22 protein-coding genes and 1 pseudogene are annotated in these 21,191 nt (G+C 41.3%); 16 read left to right on the top strand and 7 right to left on the bottom strand.

Annotated elements, in window-relative coordinates; all coding sequences use genetic code 11:
* Positions 1 to 143: 143 nt before the first annotated feature.
* The 5 genes from CHRO_RS11245 (at position 144) to CHRO_RS11225 (ending at position 6,098) form a co-directional block, all read left to right on the top strand.
* On the top strand, positions 144 to 1,148 hold the full coding sequence (locus CHRO_RS11245) for a GDP-mannose 4,6-dehydratase (RefSeq protein WP_015154329.1): 1,005 nt from the start codon (positions 144 to 146) through the stop codon (positions 1,146 to 1,148).
* Positions 1,149 to 1,324: 176 nt separating this feature from the next.
* Positions 1,325 to 2,644: a glycosyltransferase family 4 protein gene (locus tag CHRO_RS11240; RefSeq protein WP_015154328.1), complete on the top strand. Its 1,320-nt coding sequence runs from the start codon at positions 1,325 to 1,327 to the stop codon at positions 2,642 to 2,644.
* A 2-nt stretch (positions 2,645 to 2,646) separates the two neighbouring features.
* On the top strand, positions 2,647 to 5,286 hold the full coding sequence (locus CHRO_RS33345; RefSeq protein ID WP_084739148.1) for a glycosyltransferase: 2,640 nt from the start codon (positions 2,647 to 2,649) through the stop codon (positions 5,284 to 5,286).
* Positions 5,287 to 5,469: 183 nt separating this feature from the next.
* Positions 5,470 to 5,694, top strand: coding sequence for a DUF2281 domain-containing protein (locus tag CHRO_RS11230; protein ID WP_015154325.1), 225 nt, complete (start codon positions 5,470 to 5,472; stop codon positions 5,692 to 5,694).
* Positions 5,694 to 6,098 (top strand): type II toxin-antitoxin system VapC family toxin, encoded by a 405-nt coding sequence (locus CHRO_RS11225; protein WP_015154324.1) that lies wholly within the window; start codon positions 5,694 to 5,696, stop codon positions 6,096 to 6,098. The genes CHRO_RS11230 and CHRO_RS11225 overlap by 1 nt, the downstream gene beginning before the upstream one ends.
* A 26-nt stretch (positions 6,099 to 6,124) precedes the next feature.
* On the opposite strand, the gene CHRO_RS11220 is transcribed toward CHRO_RS11225, so the two are convergent.
* The 3 genes from CHRO_RS11220 to CHRO_RS34310 all read right to left on the bottom strand — a co-directional run bounded on the left by CHRO_RS11220 (position 6,125) and on the right by CHRO_RS34310 (position 9,859).
* Positions 6,125 to 8,302, bottom strand: a complete 2,178-nt coding sequence (locus CHRO_RS11220) for an O-linked N-acetylglucosamine transferase, SPINDLY family protein (RefSeq protein ID WP_015154323.1) — start codon at positions 8,300 to 8,302, stop codon at positions 6,125 to 6,127.
* 118 nt (positions 8,303 to 8,420) lie between these two features.
* The gene (locus tag CHRO_RS29600; protein WP_181824313.1) at positions 8,421 to 8,945 is read right to left on the bottom strand and encodes a type IV pilin-like G/H family protein; all 525 of its coding nucleotides are present in this window, start codon (positions 8,943 to 8,945) and stop codon (positions 8,421 to 8,423) included.
* A gap of 371 nt (positions 8,946 to 9,316) precedes the next feature.
* Positions 9,317 to 9,859 (bottom strand): type IV pilin protein, encoded by a 543-nt coding sequence (locus tag CHRO_RS34310; protein WP_015154321.1) that lies wholly within the window; start codon positions 9,857 to 9,859, stop codon positions 9,317 to 9,319.
* 475 nt (positions 9,860 to 10,334) lie between these two features.
* Between CHRO_RS34310 and CHRO_RS11205 the strand changes: the two genes are divergently transcribed.
* The 6 genes from CHRO_RS11205 to CHRO_RS11180 all read left to right on the top strand — a co-directional run bounded on the left by CHRO_RS11205 (position 10,335) and on the right by CHRO_RS11180 (position 12,783).
* Positions 10,335 to 10,619 carry a type II toxin-antitoxin system TacA family antitoxin gene (locus CHRO_RS11205; RefSeq protein WP_015154320.1) on the top strand — a complete coding sequence of 95 codons (285 nt, stop codon included), beginning with the start codon at positions 10,335 to 10,337 and terminating at the stop codon, positions 10,617 to 10,619.
* On the top strand, positions 10,609 to 11,130 hold the full coding sequence (locus CHRO_RS11200; RefSeq protein ID WP_015154319.1) for a GNAT family N-acetyltransferase: 522 nt from the start codon (positions 10,609 to 10,611) through the stop codon (positions 11,128 to 11,130). The genes CHRO_RS11205 and CHRO_RS11200 overlap by 11 nt, the downstream gene beginning before the upstream one ends.
* Before the next feature lie 149 nt (positions 11,131 to 11,279).
* Positions 11,280 to 11,507: a hypothetical protein gene (locus CHRO_RS11195; RefSeq protein WP_015154318.1), complete on the top strand. Its 228-nt coding sequence runs from the start codon at positions 11,280 to 11,282 to the stop codon at positions 11,505 to 11,507.
* Positions 11,497 to 11,886 carry a type II toxin-antitoxin system VapC family toxin gene (locus CHRO_RS11190; RefSeq protein WP_015154317.1) on the top strand — a complete coding sequence of 130 codons (390 nt, stop codon included), beginning with the start codon at positions 11,497 to 11,499 and terminating at the stop codon, positions 11,884 to 11,886. The genes CHRO_RS11195 and CHRO_RS11190 overlap by 11 nt, the downstream gene beginning before the upstream one ends.
* Positions 11,887 to 12,013: 127 nt before the next feature.
* Positions 12,014 to 12,295 (top strand): UPF0175 family protein, encoded by a 282-nt coding sequence (locus CHRO_RS11185; RefSeq protein ID WP_015154316.1) that lies wholly within the window; start codon positions 12,014 to 12,016, stop codon positions 12,293 to 12,295.
* Positions 12,295 to 12,783, top strand: a complete 489-nt coding sequence (locus tag CHRO_RS11180) for a PIN domain-containing protein (protein WP_015154315.1) — start codon at positions 12,295 to 12,297, stop codon at positions 12,781 to 12,783. The genes CHRO_RS11185 and CHRO_RS11180 overlap by 1 nt, the downstream gene beginning before the upstream one ends.
* A gap of 10 nt (positions 12,784 to 12,793) precedes the next feature.
* Here the strand turns inward: CHRO_RS11180 and CHRO_RS35140 are convergent.
* A pseudogene (locus tag CHRO_RS35140) lies at positions 12,794 to 13,162 on the bottom strand (PIN domain-containing protein).
* Positions 13,159 to 13,377 (bottom strand): UPF0175 family protein, encoded by a 219-nt coding sequence (locus CHRO_RS11170; RefSeq protein ID WP_015154314.1) that lies wholly within the window; start codon positions 13,375 to 13,377, stop codon positions 13,159 to 13,161. The pseudogene CHRO_RS35140 and the gene CHRO_RS11170 overlap by 4 nt, the downstream one beginning before the upstream one ends.
* A gap of 354 nt (positions 13,378 to 13,731) precedes the next feature.
* On the opposite strand from CHRO_RS11170, the gene CHRO_RS11165 reads away from it, so the two are divergent.
* From CHRO_RS11165 to CHRO_RS11155, 5 genes are all read left to right on the top strand, one after another.
* Positions 13,732 to 16,971, top strand: a complete 3,240-nt coding sequence (locus CHRO_RS11165) for a DEAD/DEAH box helicase (RefSeq protein ID WP_015154313.1) — start codon at positions 13,732 to 13,734, stop codon at positions 16,969 to 16,971.
* Between the two features lie 21 nt (positions 16,972 to 16,992).
* A complete protein-coding gene (locus CHRO_RS11160) occupies positions 16,993 to 17,868 on the top strand; it encodes an SWIM zinc finger family protein (RefSeq protein WP_015154312.1) in 876 nt (291 codons plus the stop codon).
* Positions 17,869 to 17,878: 10 nt separating this feature from the next.
* Positions 17,879 to 18,037 carry a hypothetical protein gene (locus CHRO_RS32040; RefSeq protein ID WP_181824312.1) on the top strand — a complete coding sequence of 53 codons (159 nt, stop codon included), beginning with the start codon at positions 17,879 to 17,881 and terminating at the stop codon, positions 18,035 to 18,037.
* The gene (locus CHRO_RS32035) at positions 17,959 to 18,120 is read left to right on the top strand and encodes a hypothetical protein (RefSeq protein ID WP_181824311.1); all 162 of its coding nucleotides are present in this window, start codon (positions 17,959 to 17,961) and stop codon (positions 18,118 to 18,120) included. The genes CHRO_RS32040 and CHRO_RS32035 overlap by 79 nt, the downstream gene beginning before the upstream one ends.
* Positions 18,121 to 18,209: 89 nt before the next feature.
* Positions 18,210 to 18,884: a vWA domain-containing protein gene (locus CHRO_RS11155; RefSeq protein ID WP_015154311.1), complete on the top strand. Its 675-nt coding sequence runs from the start codon at positions 18,210 to 18,212 to the stop codon at positions 18,882 to 18,884.
* A 190-nt stretch (positions 18,885 to 19,074) separates the two neighbouring features.
* On the opposite strand, the gene CHRO_RS11150 is transcribed toward CHRO_RS11155, so the two are convergent.
* Together CHRO_RS11150 and CHRO_RS34305 are read right to left on the bottom strand one after the other, a co-directional pair.
* Complete coding sequence (locus tag CHRO_RS11150) at positions 19,075 to 20,886, bottom strand: polysaccharide deacetylase family protein (protein ID WP_015154310.1); 1,812 nt, start codon at positions 20,884 to 20,886, stop codon at positions 19,075 to 19,077.
* A 151-nt stretch (positions 20,887 to 21,037) separates the two neighbouring features.
* The gene (locus tag CHRO_RS34305; RefSeq protein WP_281168640.1) at positions 21,038 to 21,166 is read right to left on the bottom strand and encodes a hypothetical protein; all 129 of its coding nucleotides are present in this window, start codon (positions 21,164 to 21,166) and stop codon (positions 21,038 to 21,040) included.
* Between the last annotated feature and the right edge of the window lie 25 nt (positions 21,167 to 21,191).

Genomic DNA, 21,191 nt, shown 5'->3' with positions numbered 1-21,191 from the left:
GCTTGCCGCTATATCAATAAAGTTTGCTTACGCGAGCTAGCGAATCAGATATCTTCTTATACCTTACATTCAAAGATATACTCGTTCGGTCCACATCAGTAGTTTTCTCTAGTTTTTTCGTTAGTTAATTGTGAGAAAAACCTATGAAAAGAGCATTCATTTGTGGAATTTCCGGTCAAGACGGAGCCTATTTAGCACAGTTACTTTTAAATAAAGGTTATGTTGTTTACGGTAGCTCTCGCGATGCTCAGGTATCTTCTTTTCAGAATTTAGTTAATTTAGGTATTAAAGAGCAGGTAAGGTTAGTGTCAGTTGCTCTAAATGACTTTCGTAGCGTTTTACAAGTACTGACTAAAATACAACCTCATGAGGTTTATAATTTAGCTGGTCAGAGTTCGGTTGGTCTTTCCTTCGAGCAGCCAGTTGAAACTTTGGAGAGTATTGCTACTGGAACGCTAAATTTACTAGAAGCAATCCGGTTTACTAATCTGCCAATTAAACTTTATAATGCTAGCTCCAGCGAGTGTTTTGGCGATACTCGCGAACTTGCAGCAGATGAAAATACTCCCTTTCGTCCCAGGAGTCCCTATGCAGTAGCAAAATCGGCTGCTTTTTGGGAGGTGGCTAACTATCGCGAAGCTTATGAAATATTTGCTTGCTCAGGTATTTTATTCAACCATGAGTCTCCACTGCGACACGAACGTTTCGTTACAAAAAAGATTGTTGCAGCGGTTTGCCGTATTGCTGAAGGTAGTAAAGAAAAGCTCCATCTAGGAGATATTTCTGTTCAAAGGGATTGGGGATGGGCTGCTGAATACGTTGAGGCAATGCATTTGATGTTACAAAAAGATCGACCAGATGATTATGTTATTGCTACTGGAGAGACTAACAAATTAGAAGATTTTGTAGCAGAAGCTTTTGCTTGTGTTAATTTGGACTGGCGTGAATATATCGTTACGAGTGCAAATTTATTACGCCCAACTGATATTGCGGTCGGGAGAGCCAATCCAGGTAAAGCAAGAGAAAAACTAAACTGGCAGGCACGTTACAAAATGCGCGACGTTGTGCGAATGATGGTGCAGACACAGATGGAAGAAAATAAGATAAATGGTTTAATGCAACCTGTTGGAGTTATTTTAACTAATTAACTTCTGAAAAACAAAAGTCTAAAAGATAGGCTTTTAGACTAAAATAATATATTTTTAGTATATATAATAATAGGTAAGAAGATAAAACTCAATTATAAACACATCTATACCATACTTAGCAGCCTTCGGTAACGGTATAAAATGAATTCATGACAATATTTTAGGGTGAGTTTTCTATGAAGGTTTTTTACGATATATCAGTACTTGGATTGGGTCAATACAATCCCCTGGCTCGAACTGGCGTTGCTAGAGTTGTTGAAAATGTAGCTTATGGTTTAGCTTATGCAAGCGAGTGCGATTTAGTTTTTTGCGAGAGCCTTTCTTTTCAAATTTTGAAAGCGTGCTTAGAATATCTTAACTCAAATCTAAAACTCAAAAAGATACCATTTTCTCATTCAAGTTTTGCAACTATATTTTATAGTAAGTTAATCGAACTGAATGCCATGCTTGCTCTGACTAGCAAGGTTCCAACTAAGGATATCGCTCAATTAGAAAATAATAATTTAGTTAATGATTTAAAGCATCATTTAGAAATAGCTACTGAGATAATTGAAAACTATCCTTACTCTCTTAATCCTTTATTTTTAGGTGAATCAGACATATTTCATGCTACTTTTTATCCAATACCAGAGCGAATCAGACAAGTAAAAAATATAACTAAGTTTTTAACCGTTTATGACCTAATTCCAATTTTGTACCCACATTTCTTTAAAGGAGAATATGAATCACGTAGGAATACAAACACTATAAATAGCTTGTCTTCAGAAGACTGGGCGATTTGTATCTCAGAAGCTACTAAAAATGATTTATGTAATTATTCCAAACAAATCGATCCTTCGAGAGTGTTCGTGGCTCATTTGGCAGCAGACTCAAATATGTTTTATCCATGTCACAACTCTAAGAAAATAAGTGAAGTTAGAAAAACATATAAAATTCCTGAAGGATTTTATTTATTAGGATTGAGTACGTTAGAACCTAGGAAAAACATCGATCATATTATTCGAGCTTTTGCTAGAGTTATTCAAGAAACTAATATAAAAGATTTATTTCTTGTTTTAGTAGGTAATCAAGGTTGGAATTATGAAAAAATTTTAGAAGAACTTTCTAATCAAAGTTTATTAAGAAATCGGATAATTCTCACGGGGCGTGTGGAAGATGAGGATTTAGCAGCTTTGTATAGTGGAGCAATAGCATTTGTCTATCCGTCTTTTTATGAAGGTTTTGGTCTACCACCACTAGAGGCAATGCAGTGCGGTATTCCAGTTATTACTTCAAATACATCTTCTCTACCTGAAGTGATGGGTGATGCCGGAATCATGCTCGATCCTAAAGACATTGATGGGCTTTGCCATAGCATTCTAGAGATTTACAATAGTCCATCTTTAAGAGCAGCAATGTCTTTGCAGTCACTGAAACAGGCAAAAGAATTCAGTTGGAATAAGTGTACTAGAGAAACAATTGCTGCATATAAAACAGCTTTATCGCTAAACAGATGAATATGAGCAAGCATATTTTATTATCTACAGATGATCCTGGAATTGGTGGGGTAGCACAATATAATCGAGCAATTATATGTGGATTAGCAGCATTAGGTTATCGAGTAACTGTACAAATTACTACTGATAAAAACTCGATTGCTAACTTTGAAAAATTAGGCTTTCAAAACCTTTGGTTAGATAACGAAAACATTAAAGATATCCCCTGTCATTTAGCAGAATTAAACTTATTAGACAAGCCAGATATAATTCTTTGTAGCAATAGTTGTCTGCTATCTAATATGGTAGTCAAGCAGACCGCAATTGAATGGGGAATACCCTATATCATAGTTGAGAACTTTGTTGAGCCTTATTTAGCAGAACGTTACCCTACATCCTTAGACATACTAGGTCATCACTATATGCACGCTAGGGCAGTGGTAGCAGTATCTGAAAACGATTTAAGTCTGTTACATAAGTTTTTTAGACTTCCAAAAGATAAGGGAAATGTAATTTATTATGGACGACCTTCAAAATATTTTACGCCTCGTGATTTACATGTACGCGAACGGCTGCGCCGAGAGTTCGGCATTCCTCAAGATGCTGTAGTTTGTTTTACAGCAGGTCGCTTAGAAGTTCGTAAAGGCTATCATTATCTGCTAGAAGCAATTGAGCAACTTAAAAGAAACCCTGGGTGGGAGCGGCTTTACTTTGTTTGGGCTGGTGGCGGGATTGAGGCAGAATTTGAAACGCAGCTTAAAGACACAGTTGAGCAACTAGAAATAGCAGACAAGGTTAAGTTTCTAGGGCAGATTTCTAATGTCTTAGATTGGCTTAATACCTCTGATATTTTTGTTTTACCTTCGCTATTAGAAGCATTTGGGATATCCATTGCAGAGGCGATGGCAAAGGGATTACCAGCTATTGCTTCAGCAGTCGGCGGCATCCCAGAAGTATTAGGTAACACTGGAAAATTGTTACCAGATCCTAAGATTTCTTCACACGCTACGGTTAGAGATTTAGTTAAAGCGATCCGAGCTTGGTCTTTAAACCCAGAATTACGCTACTCTATTGGTGAAGCTTGCCGACAACGAGCATATGAGATGTTTAGGGAAGAGCGAATGATCGAGGAGACAGTAGCAATCATTGAAAACACTCTGCTACCAAATGGAAATTGTGAGAAATTTGTCCAGTCTTCGATCGTCGTTGATGGCATATTTTTTCAGCTTTATAAAACTGGTATTGCCCGTGTCTGGCGATCGCTACTAGAAGAATGGGCAGAAGATGGTTTTGCTAAGCATATTGTAGTTTTAGATCGCGCTTTAACCGCTCCTAAGATTCCTGGCATCAGATATCGTACTGTACCAGCTTACGACTATGGTAATACAGACACTGATCGCGAAATGCTTCAGCAGATATGTGATGAGGAAGGCGCTGATTTATTCATCTCAACTTACTACACCACACCCATATCAACGCCTTCTGTATTCATGGTATACGACATGATCCCAGAAGTGATGGGATGGGATCTCAATCATCCTATGTGGCGAGAAAAGCAATATGCTATTCAGCACGCTTCTGCATACATGGCAATTTCAGCCAATACAGCGCATGACTTAGCTACATGTTTTCCCCAGATTGACTCACAATCAGTAACTGTTGCACTTTGTGGAGTTCAGAAGAGTTTTACACCAGCTAGTAAAGGGGAGATCGATCGCTTCACAAACAAATATGGGATCTCAAAACCTTACTTTCTTGTAGTCGGTGGTGGTGCTGGTTATAAGAATAGTCTTTTGTTTTTCAAAGCTTTTGCTAAACTTTCCAGCAAACAAGGGTTTGATATTGTATGCACGGGAAGCAACTCCTTATCAGAAATGGAGTTTAGAGAGTATACAGCAGGTAGCACTGTACACGTACTACAGCTAAGCGATGAAGAGTTAAGCGTTGCATATTCTGGCGCTATAGCTCTAGTCTACCCTTCAAAGTACGAAGGATTTGGACTGCCCGTGTTAGAGGCGATCGCCTGTGGGTGTCCTGTTATTACTTGTGCTAATGGAGCCATTCCTGAAGTCGCAGGAGAATCAGCTTTATACGTGAATGATGAAGATGTAGATGGATTAGCAAATGCTCTTTGTGATGTACAAAAACCGAGTATACGCAACTCTCTAATTGCTGCTGGATTCCAACAGGCTCAAAAATTCTCCTGGTCAAAAATGGCAGCTACAGTGAGTTCTGCTTTAGTTAATGCCACTCTTCTAGCGTTAAATCTAAAAGAGATAAACTTAATTATTTTTCCAGATTGGTCGCAGTCAGAAGAGATACTTTGCAATGAACTAGAACAAGTCATAAGAGCGATCGCAACTCATTCAGATAGTAGTCAAATGACGCTACTAGTGTATCGAGGTGACATGAATGAAGAAAATGCAGCTCTGATGTTGTCTAGTGTCAGTATGAATTTACTGATGGCAGAAGATTTAGATGTATCTGAAGGGGCAGAAATTTCTTTAGTTGGGCAGCTAGGTGAAATTCAGTGGAAAGCTTTGTTACCTCAAATTCAAGCGAGAATTGTGTTAGACAATGAAGATAAAGAGGCGATCGCAAAATTACCATTAGAGAAATTGCCCCAGATTAACACTGAAAGCATTCATTTATCTCTGATGTAGTTGTTATCAATAGAATTTTATACCTTCACCCCTTCTCCTTCTCTATGAGCAAGGGGATTATTTTATCCTACGGCATGGGAGAAATGAATTCTACCTTGTGGGAAGACGTGCCATGGCAAGCCTGTTCGTATCAAATGAGTTGTATTATATAATAGCACTGACTATAAGTACGATCGAACTATTGTGAGCATCGAACAAGCTATCATTGATAACCTACGAGTCTTACCTCTAGAAAAGCAACAGGAAGTTCTAGACTTTGTAGAATTTCTTAAAACTAAAAGCCGACTAAAAGTTGCTCGTCCTAGTATTAAAGGACTTTGTGCAGGTTTAGGGGTTCACATTACAGAAGAAGACATTGCCCAAGTACGGCAGGAGATGTGGGGAGACTTTCCTAAAGAGGATTTTTAATGACTTCAGTAGTTGCAGATACGCACGCGATCATCTGGTATTTAGTGGAACCGAAGCGATGCTCGTCAAATGCTTTATTAGCTCTCGATCGAGCTACAAATACAGGGCAGTCAATTTGTATATCTGCGATCTCAATTGTTGAAATTTATTACCTAGTAGAAAGGGGTAGATTACCAAAGCTTGTACTTCAAAGCTTGCTTAATGTTTGTGATGCTACAGATGCAGTGGTTGTTAGCGTACCACTTAACCGTGCTATCGCCGAAACTATCGATCGAATTCCTCGTGATTCTGTACCAGATATGCCCGATCGAATTATTGCGGCAACAGCACTACACCTAAACTTGCCGCTAGTCACCCGCGATCGCAAAATTCAGTCTTTAGAAGAAATTCAAACAATTTGGTAGCTGCTCACGGTGATGAGTGAGCTTAATTATTGATCCTCAACATACCTTTGCCACATCTGCTTGTAAGCTTTTTCCATCTCTTGGGTGAACTGCTTAGCATTCCATAAAGGAGATGTTTGTCTCGATTGTCTCAGTTTCCAGGCAACTTGTTGTCTAAGAGCGGAATCTGTTCCTAATTTCACACCCCATTCCACATATTCCTCATCTGTCCAAGCAATACCTTCTGTTACACCAACATTCATCATAAAAGTGTAACTATTGCGGGAAGCAAATTGTTGCCCTACTTTTGTGACTAGAGGTATACCCATCCACAATGTTTCTAGAGTGGTGGTTGCTCCATTGTAAGGATAGGTGTCTAAAACGACATCAGCAATTCCTAAATTAGCTCGATGTACAAATTCGCTAGGATCTCTGGATAAAAATCTTAACCGATCTGGGTTAACTCCTTCATCTTCTGCAATCTTATTGAAGAATTCCCGAATTGTATTTTCATCTGCCTTACCTTTAACTAAGAAATAGCTATTAGGAACTTGGCTGAGAATTTGCATTTGCAGCCGCACTGTATCTGGATGTCGTTTAAAGCCTACTTGCGAACTTAAATAAACGACTGCATTTGAAGGAATTTCTAAGTGTTCGCGGCGTAAAGTTGGCGTACCAACTTCAAAACCATCTACTGCTACATAAGTATGGGGTAAACGCCAAATAGTTTCACTGTAATAGTCTTGGGCGTTTTCTGGTAATACATAAGGATCTGCAATATAGTAGTCAATCGCTGGTAGTGCAGAAGCATCCCATCCTAACCACGTTACTTGTACGGGTGCAGGTTTAAGAGCCATGACTTGACAAGTCGTATCTAAAGTCAGACTATCTAAATCTACTAGAATATCAATTTCATCTCTTTTAACTTGAGTGACAATAGCCTGTGGTTCAGCTCCATACGTGCGGACGCAATCAACTTGCTCTCGAAACCATTTATGATCTTCTGGGCTTTGATAAAGTAGATAAAGATTAGTTTGAAATGCTTCTCGATCGTAATATTGAAATATCCAACGACTTAACCAGCCGACAGAATGACTTCTGAGAGTATGGGCAACGTAGCCGATTTTTAATTTTTTAGTTGTTATGCGATCGTTAGTCCAGGATAACTGAACAATATGAGCATTTGCAGATTGAAAATTGTTTTGGAAGATCCGAGAAATCTGATTTTGTAACGGACGATTTTCTTTTGGTTGGTCTTCAATATAAGGTAAGAAAAAGTTAGCAGTTAAAATGTGACTATTAATCTGAGAATGTGGGTTTTCCTCAGAATTTTGCAGCATCTCTACGAGTAAGGCTTTGTGACGTTGGGTAATAGGTTCTACATCCAGCCAGAAGCCTGCACTAAATAAAGCACGGAGCAATAGATAACTTGCTTGAATTTGCCAAGCTGGGCTGACACAATTACTAAAAAAATGTTTTGCTGTTTTTATTGCTTCTTCATGATTTCCAACTTTGGAATAAAAGCAAGATAAATGCCTGAGTGCCTCTGGGTGTTCTGAATTCAATTTGAGGCATAACTTAGCTAAATCGACAGCGAAATCGGGTCTATCAGCTTGATAAGCTAGTTTCACCGCAATCGGCATTACGCTCTCAATAAAAAATAGAGGGCAATTTGTATAGTGAGAAAAGCAGGCTTCCGTAAATGCCAAAACTTCTGGCAATGGAAATTCCAGTATTTTTTTTAATACTTTTGTAAGCAAATTTAAATCTAATGTTTCTGTTGAAGCTTGTTCCAATATCTCTATAATTTGCCAGTTTTTAAAATCTTCTGGAGTGAGCTTATCTAAATCAATTCCCAGTTGAATTAGATATAGAATATTGTGAATATTTATCGGACTAATTTCTCTAATATGATGTCGAATTAACCAACTTAATTGAGGATTTTCTATCTCTAACTGGCGTTGAGCTTCAGTGTCGAGAATTTGGCTAAGTTCCTCAGTCCATCGCTCGATTTCTGTATCATAAGCTTCAGCCATTGCTAACAACCAAGTTGTCTGAGCGGCTTCTTCTTGTGCTTGTAGCAGATAAGCTAAACCTAAGTACCAATAGTGACTAATAACGCTAGGTTCGTCAGCAATTGCCTGTTCGTATAAACTAGCAAGTTGATTATACTTGCCCTGAACCAGCAAACTATCAGCTTGTGTTGATATTGGTGCAATAAACATATTTTATTGAGTTATAGCGAGAGGATTTATTCGGGTTTCAATCGCTATTTTAGTCTCGTTATATCTGGAGTTGCCAATATGTAAAATAAAGTTGAGAAAGAAGTGAGATAATAAACAATTATTGTCCGAGTTCTACGTTACCACTACCACAAGCATTAGTACCAGGACGACCAGATGTAGGTAATGAGGTAATGTTTCCTGCTGTAGCAGATTCGCAGATAATAGCAGAAATGATTGATTGCTGGTTGGCATCGGCATATCTTTCAACTACACCTACATAACCTTTGAGCATTGTATCAACTGCTGTTGCGTTTACTATGCCAAGAGTTATATCGCCGGAAATATTGTAGGTGTAGTTAGTTGTTGAGCTTGGTAAGCCGATAGATAACCCACTCATAGCATTGGCAAAAGAACCGTGAGTTAACCAATAAGTAGACTGAGCGGCATTAACATGAGCAATAGTTGATTTTGCCTCAGCTTGTTTAGCCTTGGGAACTTCATTTAAAATGGTCTTCATCCCAATGGCAGTGAGAATTCCCAGAATAATGATGACAACCATTAACTCAATGATTGTAAAACCAGTACTATTGCTGCGGTTACGAATACTTAAGTACTGATATGTTAATAGTAACCGAGATTTCATAGTTAGGTAAAGAGAATAGATTTGAGCTTGCTTGACTCGATTGCTTGTACGGAATTTGAGTAGTAAAGAGCAAATAAAATTGATATTCAAAAATCGTTTACACATTAATTATTTTTATTAATTCATATGTATGTAATGTAAAATTAGGTTCAGACAAGAGATATTATGGCTTCAGTTCTTAGCCAGAGGTAAAGCTCTTTTTCTAACTCGCTCCCTAGTTTCAAAGCAAGTCTCACGAAGAAATAATTGCTTCTCACGCTCGTGATTGATACAAGCTGGAGCTAAGAAAAACAGTTTTTAAAGACGAGGGTAACTCTATGATGAGTTACCCTGAAAATGCACAATAAATTTAATGATAAGCTAGGAACAGCTTACTTAATTTGAGTTTGAGTACCAGGACAAGAAGCAGCACCTGTTAGAGTGGTTGCGGTCGTGGATTTGACCGGATCGGCAGGAGTACCAGTTCCAGCAGTATTAGCTTCACATGCAATAGTAGCAATTACACTGTTGCTGTTAGCATCCTTGAAAAACACATTAGCACCGGTGTATCCTTTCATGGCGGAGTTCGCTGCGGTTGCCAGGATTTGAGCTGTATCGCCACCTCCAGTGACAGCGTAAGTATAGTTGCTGGTAGATTCAGGTAATCCTAAAGCTAGTTCGGACATTGCGCTAGCAAAGCCGTTGTTAGTGTTTCTATGCAAAGCTTGAGCGTTGTTAACTTGGCTAATTGTGGTTTTAGCTTCTGCTTGCTTAGCTTTAGCGGTTTGGTTCAAGAAGTTGGGTAGAGCAATAGCTGCAAGAACACCGATAATGATAACAACAACCAACAATTCAATTAAGGTGAAGCCTTCGTTGCTGTCTTTCTTTTTGCCGAGTAAGAATTGGAGGTATTTTACTTTTAGTTCGGATTTCATGATTCTAGTTTCCTTAGAGGGGGGTGAAGTGTGTGGCTCATTGCCTTGTTACAAGTAACTTACCCACCCCTAAATCGGATCATGTCACCTAGTTGCAAAATTCAGTAGCTACACATAGTTTGAGCAGATAAGGTGAAAACTTCATATTGTTTTAATATAAGTTTGTTTTAGATTGCGTGAATTTTACGTAGTCGATCCCCCCAACCTTACCAATCATTGGGGGCGAGATCCTTCAGGGCGGGTTTGATGAGATATTTTTTGAAAAGTAGAGATTTCGGGTGAACCCGCCCGTACATCAATGCCTTATGGAGAGCGATCGCCCTTTGGTAAAAGTAGAAATGCGATCGCCTGTTGAGGAAGGAAGATGCGCGATCGCCTGTTGAGGAAGGAAGATGCGCGATCGCTTATAAGATCTGTGTGTACAATGTCCGTAGATAAATTACAATTTTGCTCGAAGCTGAGCTGAGTAATCGCTATGTCAGACAAAGCTAGAACAAAAGATAAAAGAGTGGATTTAAGGTTGACTCAAGAACAAAAGGAGTTATTGGAGCGAGCAGCTGCCCTTAAAGGTATTTCTGTAAGTGCATATACCTTATTTCACGTTCTGCCAGCTGCTAAACAAGATCTAGATTCTCATGAAAGGCTAATCTTATCCAATCGCGATAGAAATTTGTTTATATCAGCGATGGAAAATCCACCCGAACTCAAAGGAAAGCTGAAATCTGCGATCGCTCAATATAGAGCAAAATATGGAGAGTGATAGCGAGAGGCGATGGGAATTTCTGCCAATAGATAAGAGGTATCAAAGAGATTCCTTTGATTGCGGTTATCCCGTGTTAAACGAATATTTGAAAAAATATGCCCGACAAAATCATTTGAAGGGAATAGCTAAAACTTTTGTGGCAATTCCTACGTCTGGAGAACTGAAAGTTGATGGCTACTACACCATCAGCTCCAGTATCATAGAATATGAATCTGTGCCAAATGAGTTCAAGCGGCAAATACCTGCCGATCCGATTCCCACTGTGTTGATAGGTAAGTTAGCTGTAGATAGAGCGGTGCAAGGACAAGGTTTGGGTAGAGAACTTTTAGTAAATGCCTTATTCCGTGCCGTGCGAGCCTCTCAGGAAATAGGCATATATGCAGTGAGAGTTGATGCCATAGATTTGACAGCAAAGGCATTTTATCTGAAGCATGAGTTTATTCCCTTTCAAGATAACGAGCGATCGCTCTTTTTACCAATAGAGACTATTTTGAGGGGGTTTGATTGAGAAGAGAAAGTGGGCGAATTGAATTCTAAACAGGCAAAACCCGACAAGCGCGGGTTTCAAATGCGATCTCCCTTTGGTAAAAGTAGAAATGCGATCGCTTTAAACCTAACTCATTAGAATATGCTTAGGGTGTTAGATAGGAGAGCAAGATGCATACATCTATCCTCGATTGCGTGGTCGAGCAACTGAAAGATATGCCTGAGAATTTACAGCAGCAAGTACTTGAATATGCGCGTGCTTTGGTAGGCTCAAAAATTCAAGGTGTTCCAGGTCAACAATTACTGCGTTTTGCAGATACAATACCAACAGACGATATTCAGTTGATGCGCGAAGCAATTGAACAAGGGTGCGAGCAGGTTGACACCAGTGAGTGGTAAATACCTGCTGGATACTAATATCATTATTGCGCTTTTTGCAGATGAAGCAGTAGTCAAAAGCAATCTTGCACGAGCAAATGAAGTCTTTATTTCGAGTATTGCCATTGGTGAGCTGTATTATGGTGCAAGACGATCGAGCCGCTCAAACGAAAATTTAGCACGTATTGATGAGTTGGTAGCCAATACTACTGTACTTGGATGTAATACACAAACCGCTCGTTACTACGGAGAAGTTAAGAATAAATTGCGTCTTAAAGGCAGACCGTTACCTGAAAATGATATCTGGATTGCAGCACTTGCGCTTCAGCATAGTTTGACACTGGTTACACGCGATGCCCATTTTCAACAGGTTGAAAACCTCCAAATAGTCGTTTGGTGAGTAAGTTGTAGCTGGCGATCCGCCTGTTGGTAAAGTTGGGGTGCGATCGCTTGTGAAATGTATGAGAGCAATACAGTTTCCTAGCTAACGCAATACAATATTGAGACGATCGTTACACTAGAAACTTATGCAAATTCACATTGCTTTACCGGATGATGTCGCCCATTCTTTAGAAGCAAAATGGGGCAATTTAGAACGGAAATTACTAGAAATGCTGGCGATCGCGGCTTATCAAGAAGGCTCTATTAGTGCTGGAAAAGTGCGAGAATTGCTGGGGATGTCTACTCGTTTAGAAGTCGATGCGTTTCTCAAAGAAAAGGGCGTATACCTACATTACGATGAAGCTGACTTTGAACAAGATATACAAACCATGCGGAGGCTAGAGCAAGAGGGGCAGCTAAAACGGTAATGATTGTTGTTTCGGATACCTCGCCTCTGTGCTATTTACTACTGATTGAAGAAATTGAAGTTTTACCGCAGTTGTTTAATCGAGTAATTATTCCTCCAAGAGTACGCGATGAGTTATTAGCACCTGCTGCACCCCTAGTTGTTCGAGAATGGATAACACAGCCTCCAGATTGGCTAGAGATGCAAGCCATTACAGGTGAAATTGATGCAGCCTTGAATCAGTTAGACTTGGGAGAGCAGGAAGCCATTACCTTAGCCCTTCAACTGAAAGCAGATTTGATTTTATTAGATGATTTGGCAGCAAGACGCATAGCAACCCAGTTCGAGCTAGAGATTGTTGGCTTGCTGGGTATTCTTGGTTCTGCGGCAGAGAAAAGAAGAATTGATTTTTCTACTGCTATTGAGCGGTTGCAACAAACCACATTTCGAGTTTCACCAAAATTGATTCAGTCTCTTTTGCAGCAGTACCAAAAGGACGAGCAACCATAATTCGTCTGAACTATAACTTTAGAAAAGCGATTTTACAATAGCGCCGATGGACTTTTAGACTTAGTTGGAGAGCCAACAGACGTGCTTTTCTATCATCCAAAATGACAAAAACATCCCCAAGCTCCATTGCTAAAGCGATTGCTTCAGCTTCTCCTGAGTCTACTTAGGTGTTTAAGGTAGCAACCACAGCAAGATTTTGCACCGTTCTAACTATTAGCCAATCTGTCTCAATCCCCACTTCAGCAGCAACAGCAGTTGGTATAGTGATGGTGGAAAACACTTGTGGCAAGATATCTAAGCGTTCAATCCTCTCTAATCCAACTAGGCAGGTGCTATTTGTAACAGCCTCTAAGGTCTCCAGTTTAATAGGATCGCTCAAAGGTTAATCTCCCGCTCCAATTCTTCAGATGGATAGTTAATTACTGGTACTCCCATTTTGCCAAGCAATTCAATGAAGGTACGCTTGGAATAACCTGCTAGTTTGGCAGCTTGTCCAAGAGAAATTTTACCAGTTTCAAATAACTTGAGTGTAAGTAGCAGTCGAGCCTCATCCGTAGAAATATTTGGAGGCAGTTCTATTTTTAGCTCGTTCATAATCGTTGAAATTTCAAGCTCTAAGTTGCCTATTTATGGCTAAAGATTAGCACGTCTTTACTTTGCCCCGCTTTCTATCAAGTGCGATCGCAAGTTGTACGGAGATAAGCACGAGGCGAATGGAATTCGAGGCTACACAGGCAAAGTCCGCGAAGGCGGACTGTTGAGGTTTGCCCTTTGGTAGAGTAGATAAGTGCATGAGTCCGATAACTCCGCTAAGCTATGATAATGCCCCATCGGTATTCTGCGATCGCGTCACGACAAAAATAATTATATTTCTTCTAGAATAAGTTATTCAGCTATTCAGCCTAAAATACAACTCATCAGCTTGGTGCATATTGACTCGTCGAACATATGGCAATTTTACACTGTAATTGGATTCAAAAAGACCAGCAAAGCTATATATTTATTTGGGGTGAAGTCTGGCGCTCTTTAGTGGGAGATATCGAGATCGACTCAGCTACAGACGTTCCCACTCACCCGCTAACAATGACGGCTCATGAACTATTAGAATGGTGGCGTGCCTCAGATATTTCCATTCCTAAATCTTTATCTCTATCCGAACAAAAGCAGGGGCGATCGCAGAAAAATAGCGAACCGTCACCGATCGACCTCCCAATTTTAAACCAAACTCTTGCCTTACCAAGCATAGAAACTCAGAAACAAAAAAAAATCTCGATCCGTCCATTGTATTCTGCTCCTATAACGGAAGAAAACGACGAACGAGAAACTACAAAATCTCAATTTTTCTATCCGTGGCAAGTTGAAGGTTTTTACCTAGAACCGCAAGAGGCGATCGCATTTTTAACATCACTACCTTTAGCCGTCGATCGCCCAGAAAATTCATGGATGGGAGGCGATTTACGTTTTTGGTCGCAAGTAGCGCGATGGAGTTTAGATTTACTCAGTCGAGGCAAATTTGTTCCTACTTTGAGTCAACAAAGCAATGATATTAACAACTGCGTTATTGCTCGTTGGCGATCGCTTCTCGACAGTGCGATCGATTCCTCGCGATTAGCAAAATTTGCGCAAGCAATGCCTGCGGTTTGTTGTTTTTATCAGAATACAACAATTATAGGGGCGCACAGCCGTGCGCCCCTACAAATCAAATTCCCATCGCCGCCACAAGAATTAATCTTAGAATTTCTCAACGATACAATTGATGTACAGGTTAGAGCGATCGCGCAGCAAAATGCACAAAATAATTCTTTCCCTACTGTACCTTCACCTCTGAAAGAATGGTTACAAAGTTTGGCTGCTGTTGACGCAAAAATAATAGCAGATCCAGCCCAATTAGAACGCTTAGAAGCAATTGTCAAAGCTTGGACTGCACCAATTCAATATCAATTAGAAGGGCGAAGTTTATTTCGGACTTGTTTTCAGTTATCTCCTCCAACTGAAGGTAAGAATAATTGGTCTCTAAGTTACTATCTACAAGCAGTAGACACGCCCGAATTTATTGTTGATGCAGCTACAATTTGGCAACATCCAGTTGCTAATTTAGAATATTGCGACCGCACGATCTCGCAACCGCAGGAAACCTTACTAAGGGGTTTGGGATTAGCTTCAAGACTTTATTCTCTAATTGCACCAAGTTTAGAACAACCATTTCCTCAGTCTTGCAGCCTCAATCCCCTACAAGCATACGAATTTATTAAATCAGTCGTATGGCGATTTGAGGATAGCGGTTTGGGTGTGATTTTACCCTCCAGTTTAGAGCGCGAGGGTTGGGCAAATCGCTTAGGATTGAAAATTAGTGCTACGACTCCGAAGAAAAGCGATCGCCTGGGATTGCAAAGCCTACTGAATTTTAAATGGGAATTGGCGATCGGCGGACAAACTTTATCGAAAGCAGAATTCGATCGCTTGGTGAAGTTAAACAGTCCCCTAGTCGAAATTAACGGCGAGTGGGTAGAGTTGCGTCCCCAAGATATCAAAACAGCCCAAGCTTTCTTTACGGCGCGTAAAGATAACTTGAATTTAAGTCTAGAAGATGCTTTGCGATTGAGTACGGGCGACACCCAGACGATTGAAAAGCTTCCTGTCGTTAGTTTTGAAGCATCAGGGGCGCTGCAAGAATTAATGACAGCACTAACAGATAACCAAGCGATCGCACCTTTAGCCACACCAGAGGGCTTTCGCGGCGAATTGCGCCCCTATCAAGCACGGGGTGCGGGGTGGTTGAGTTTCCTCGAACGCTGGGGCTTAGGTGCGTGTCTGGCGGACGATATGGGACTGGGAAAAACGATCCAGTTCATCGCTTTTCTACTCAATCTCAAGCAACAAAAAGCATTAGAAAAACCAACTTTGTTAGTTTGTCCTACTTCTGTATTGGGAAACTGGGAACGGGAGGTGAGAAAATTTGCCCCGCAGTTAAAAGTATTGATGTATCACGGGGATAAAAGACCAAAAGGTAAGACATTCGAGCAAACTGTTACAGGAAAAGATTTGGTAATTACCAGTTATGCTTTAATGCACCGCGATTTAAAAACTCACCAAAGTGTTTCTTGGCAAGGAATTGTTTTAGATGAAGCCCAGAATATCAAAAATTCTGAAGCCAAGCAATCTCAGGCAGTGCGTCAGTTAGAAGCCCAATTTCGCTTTGCTTTGACGGGTACGCCAGTAGAAAACAGATTGCAAGAATTGTGGTCGATTCTAGATTTTATCAACCCTGGATATTTAGGACAAAAGCAATTCTTTCAAAGACGATTTGCGATTCCGATTGAGAAATATGGCGATGCAGCTTCTTTAAAAACATTGCGATCGCTAGTTCAACCTTTTATTTTGCGACGATTAAAGAGCGATCGCAGTATTATTCAAGACTTGCCTGAAAAACAGGAGATGACTGAATTTTGTGGTTTATCTCCCGAACAGGCGAAACTGTACGAACAATTAGTTGAAACATCCTTGGCTGAAATTGATGCTGCTGATGGAATTCAACGCCGAGGGATGATTTTAGCTTTGTTAGTAAAATTGAAACAACTATGCAATCATCCAGGGCAGTTTTTGAAAGAAACAACGCTGAAAGAACCACAGCGATCGGGTAAATTGATTCGACTACAAGAGATGTTAGAAGAAGCAATTTCAGAAGGCGATCGCGCTTTAATTTTCACTCAATTTGCGGAATGGGGTAAGTTGTTAAAACCTCATTTAGAACAAAAGTTAGGTCGAGAAATCTTTTTCCTCTATGGTAGTACTTCCAAGAAACAAAGAGAGGAAATGATCGATCGTTTTCAGCACGATCCACAGGGTCCACCCGTGATGATTTTGTCTCTCAAAGCTGGGGGAACGGGATTAAATTTAACGCGGGCAAATCATGTATTTCACTTCGATCGCTGGTGGAATCCAGCCGTAGAAAACCAAGCCACAGATCGGGTATTTCGGATCGGGCAAACTCGTAATGTTCAAGTCCACAAATTTGTTTGCACGGGAACGTTGGAAGAGAAAATTAACGACATGATTGAAAGCAAAAAAGCCTTAGCAGAACAAGTGGTAGGCGCAGGTGAAAATTGGTTGACTGACTTAGATACAGATCAATTGCGACAATTACTCGTACTAGAACGTAATGCTGTAATTGAAGAGAATGAGGATTAACAATAACTGTAGGAAGATACAATGACTACAAACCAAAGCTTTCAAGCTAGTCGAGAGTGGTGGTCGCAACGCTGGCTAGATCTATTAGATTCCTATCGATTCAAAAAGCGATTGGAACGCGGCAGAAATTATGCACGACAGGGAAACATTTTAAATATCAAATTTGAAGGTTCTCAAGTATTAGCACGGGTGCAAGGGACAGATCCAGAACCATACAAAGTTTCACTATCTTTAGAAAAATTTGATGACGAACAGTGGGAATATGTTGTAGAAACAATGTCTCAAAAAGCAGTTTATGCAGCCAAATTACTAGCAGGAGAAATGCCGCAAAATATAGAAGAGATTTTTACTGCTAATGGTTTATCTTTGTTTCCTTTTACCCTATCAGAAGTTAAAAGTCACTGTTCTTGTCCCGATAAAGCCAACCCTTGCAAACACGTCGCCGCAGTCTACTATCAACTAGGCGATCGCTTCAGCGAAGATCCCTTTGTCTTGTTCCAACTACGGGGACGCACTAAGGATGAGGTTCTCACTTCCTTAAGGGAATTTAGGAGTAAAGAAGAAAAGTCAAAAGTCAAAAGTCAAAAGTTAAAAGTTAAAAGTCAAAATTTCCCGACTCCCGACTCCCGTACGGGTGGGTTTGGAAACCCGCCCCTACCGACTCCCTCATTTTGGCAATACAATGAATCACTCGACCCATCGTTAGTGGTCATAGCACCATCACTCAGCGGCGAAACGATTTTAGATGTCTTAGGAGAAATTCCCGTGGCAGAATTAGAGACTGATGAAGCAGATCGAGGTGATGCCACTGCATCTGGAATAGTACAAAAATACTTAACTGACATTTACCAACAAGCCAGCCAACAAGCCGCGATCGCAGCGATGAGTACTGGATGATGGGCTAGGAGTGAGGGAGACAAGGGGACAAGGGAGACAAGGGAGACAAGGGAGACAAGGGGGAACTCGGGGACCCCACGACCGAAGGGAGTGGGGATTAGGGGGCGAAGGGAGACAAGGGGGACAAGGGGGACAAGGGAGACAAGGAGGATACACAATTCACAGTTAATTCCAACTTCCAACTTCTTTCCCCGCATCCCAAGACACGACAGCCTTTTCCCTACTCTCTGCTCCCTGCTCCCTGCTCCCTAATAACTGACAATGGGTGGAATATATGGCGATCGCGTCGTTTAATAAACTAAGGTCTTAAATCTTAATGTTGTTTATTTTCTGACTCAACTATGGCTGAAGCTTTGAAACTTGAAGATGCGGTGGAATTTGCCGAAAACCCAGAACCGCGCTGTCCGTGCGTCCTGCTGTTAGATACTTCTGGCTCCATGCAGGGAGTCGCTATTGACGCTCTCAATGAGGGTTTACGCACTTTCAAAGAGGAACTCAACCAAGATAACTTGGCGCGCAAGCGGGTTGAAGTGGCGATCGTCACGTTTGGTAGTGACGTGAAAGTAGCGCAGGATTTCGTCACTGCTGACATATTTGAACCGCCTAGCCTATCAGCCCAAGGTTTAACTCACATGGGTGGGGCAATTCTCCAAGGGCTAGATATGATCGAAGCCCGTAAAGGTCAGTATCGTAGTAATGGTGTGAATTACTATCGTCCTTGGGTATTTTTGATCACGGATGGCGAACCGCAAGGAGAACCAGACAGTATCATCGACCAAGCCACGCAACGGATTCGCGACGATGAGGCAGGTAAGCGAGTTGCTTTCTTTGCTGTAGGGGTAGAATCAGCCAACATGATGCGCTTGAGTCAAATTGTCGTCCGCAGCCCCTTAAAGTTACAAGGATTAAACTTCAAAGAGCTGTTTATCTGGCTATCGGCAAGTATGCAGCGGGTTTCTCAATCCAAACCAGAAGATCAAGTTGCTCTCCCACCGCCTGGGTGGGGCGTAGTCTAAATCAGTGACCAGTGACCAGTGAACAGTGACCGATATTTGTCTGTTGCGATCGCTGTCAAACCTTACGATTCTGTTTCTCTTGACAATAGATCTAGATCTACCTCTCTTTTACCCCCCTTAAAAAGGGGGGTTGGGGGGATCTTCCAAGGCACAGTTTCAGGGAAATAGTAGGGCTACTGTTTATAGCCTCTCATTTAGCATTCACCACCAAACAACTCGCTTTCTCGTTTCCTTCTGGTGGCAGCAGGGCGACGACGTGAGGCACGGGACGGGGCGTATAAGGTACTAGCAATTCACCCTTATAAGCAAGCGAAGAACTGTCACCGGAGTCGAGCATTACCGCATCTCGCAACCCAGCTTTAGCTAATACTGCACCTAGCCTCACAGCATCGACATTTCTCGGAGCCACGCCAATTGTGGGCTGTCCTGCCTGGTTTATTCCCCAGAAAGCCCGACGACGCGCCGCATCAAAACCAAATAAGTTACCAAAAGACTCTCGCGATCGCGGTTGTCCGTCTTTTACCAGCCAAGCAGCAGCGACAAAAGCATCTGTTACGTCTGACATCTCCGCCTGGATTCCTTCTAACGTGTTGTGTAAGAAGGGATCGAAGGGAATATATTTAACTGCTTGAGTACCAATTAATACCAAGGGTCTACCTGCAAGCCTAAGATTCTCACTCGCATTACCAGGGACAAAGTTACTCGCTTTTTGACTGAGTACGGGACCGATCATAATATTGGAATTGATGACTTTGAGCGAGAAAAAGCCCCCATCTACGCCCGCAACTGCGGCAGTATCAGCTAAAATCTCCGGGACTTGGTAGCGGCTTTTCGCATGGATCGTCATTGGTCTACCACCAGAGATTAATAACAAGTAGGTGCGATCGATGGTGGTTTTGTTGAAGGTGACATTGGCAGAAAAATCGAATTCTTCTCCCCACTTAGGAATTTTCATGCCAGCTGAAGTTTGAGAGAGAATGCTAGATTCTGGGTTGGCGATCGCCCGTGCTAAATTAGATTGACCGAAGCGACCGATGGCAAGTAAACTTTCCGAGTCGCCAGCAAAGCGTTCGTCGTTGTCGTTCATCGTCAGCGCCGATAGATAACCAGCCTTTTTGACTGCTGCGGCAACTTTTTGGTTATATTTCCCAGCCGGATACGTAAAATAGCGGATTGGTATATCTAGCTTATTTTCCAAAATCTGTTTGGATTTAGTCACTTCCATTTGGAGTTTGTCGTCGGACAGGCGACGCAAATCTTCAGGATGGGTAACGCTGTGAGCTGCAACAGTAATTAACGGATCGGCTGCCATTTCCTTCAGTTGTTCCCAACTGACATGACTTCTACCGACGTTGTTGCCTACCCCAGAAGTATAAATAGAAAACACGGCTGGATAGCCATATTTTTTTAGAAGTGGATAAACATATTCGTAATGTCCCCCGTAGCCGTCATCAAACGTTAACATAATCGGCTTTTCTGGCAAGGGTAAACCTGTCCGCAGATGAATAACGAGTTGGTCGTAACTGATGGGGGTAAAACCCTGTTGTTTAATAAATTGAAGATGCTGCTCGAATTCTTGGGGTGTGACATCAAAAAAGACTTGTTTTTTGGGCAAGATGTCGTGATACATCAAGATGGGAACCTTTGCCAATTTTGCCCTTTCATTGATAGTGGGGTAAGGGCTGGAATTGAAATAGGCAGCTAATTGGGGTCCCAACTTCAAGCTGAGAAACTCAAAGAGTTTGGTTTTATCTTCTGTCCAATTTGTCGTCTGAAGCAACTGAGTTGCCAAGCTAGTAAGTTCGGTTCCATAAGGCGAAGCTTGCGGACAATGACTTAAAGACGGTGCTGGTGTTGAGGAATTGTTTTGCTTTTCTTGCGCTTGAGCTACAGTTGCAAAAAGCGACACGGAAAAAGTCAGCGTTACTGACAGAAGTAGTTTTGACAGCACTGGACTGAAATATTGAGCAGTAAAAAACCGATAAAAGCAAGTTGACAACATGGGTATCTACAAAAACGAGCGAGACTCTTAGATTCTGAGCCAATAAAGTTTTAGCCAAGTGTAAGCCATTCCCAAAAGTGAGACAATTACACCCTAATCGCAATGCATTAAAAGTCTAATATTTACTGCTTAAGTTCCCGCTAAGGCAGCTTTAAGTTAGTGCAAATACCGTGAGGAATATAAGTCGGGAGTCGGGAGTCGGGGAAGAGAGCTGAGGGGCTTCAGGGGCTTCAGGGGCTTCAGGGGCTTCAGGGGCTTCAGGTGCAAGAACTGTCTTCACGCAGTGTAGCGTAGCGTTTACTGTC

It is taken from the genome of Chroococcidiopsis thermalis PCC 7203 (genome assembly GCF_000317125.1).
In the GTDB taxonomy this organism is placed as follows: Bacteria; Cyanobacteriota; Cyanobacteriia; order Cyanobacteriales; family Chroococcidiopsidaceae; genus Chroococcidiopsis; species Chroococcidiopsis thermalis.
Note: the sequence above shows the minus strand (reverse complement) of the source record. Positions and strands in the feature narration are given on the sequence as shown.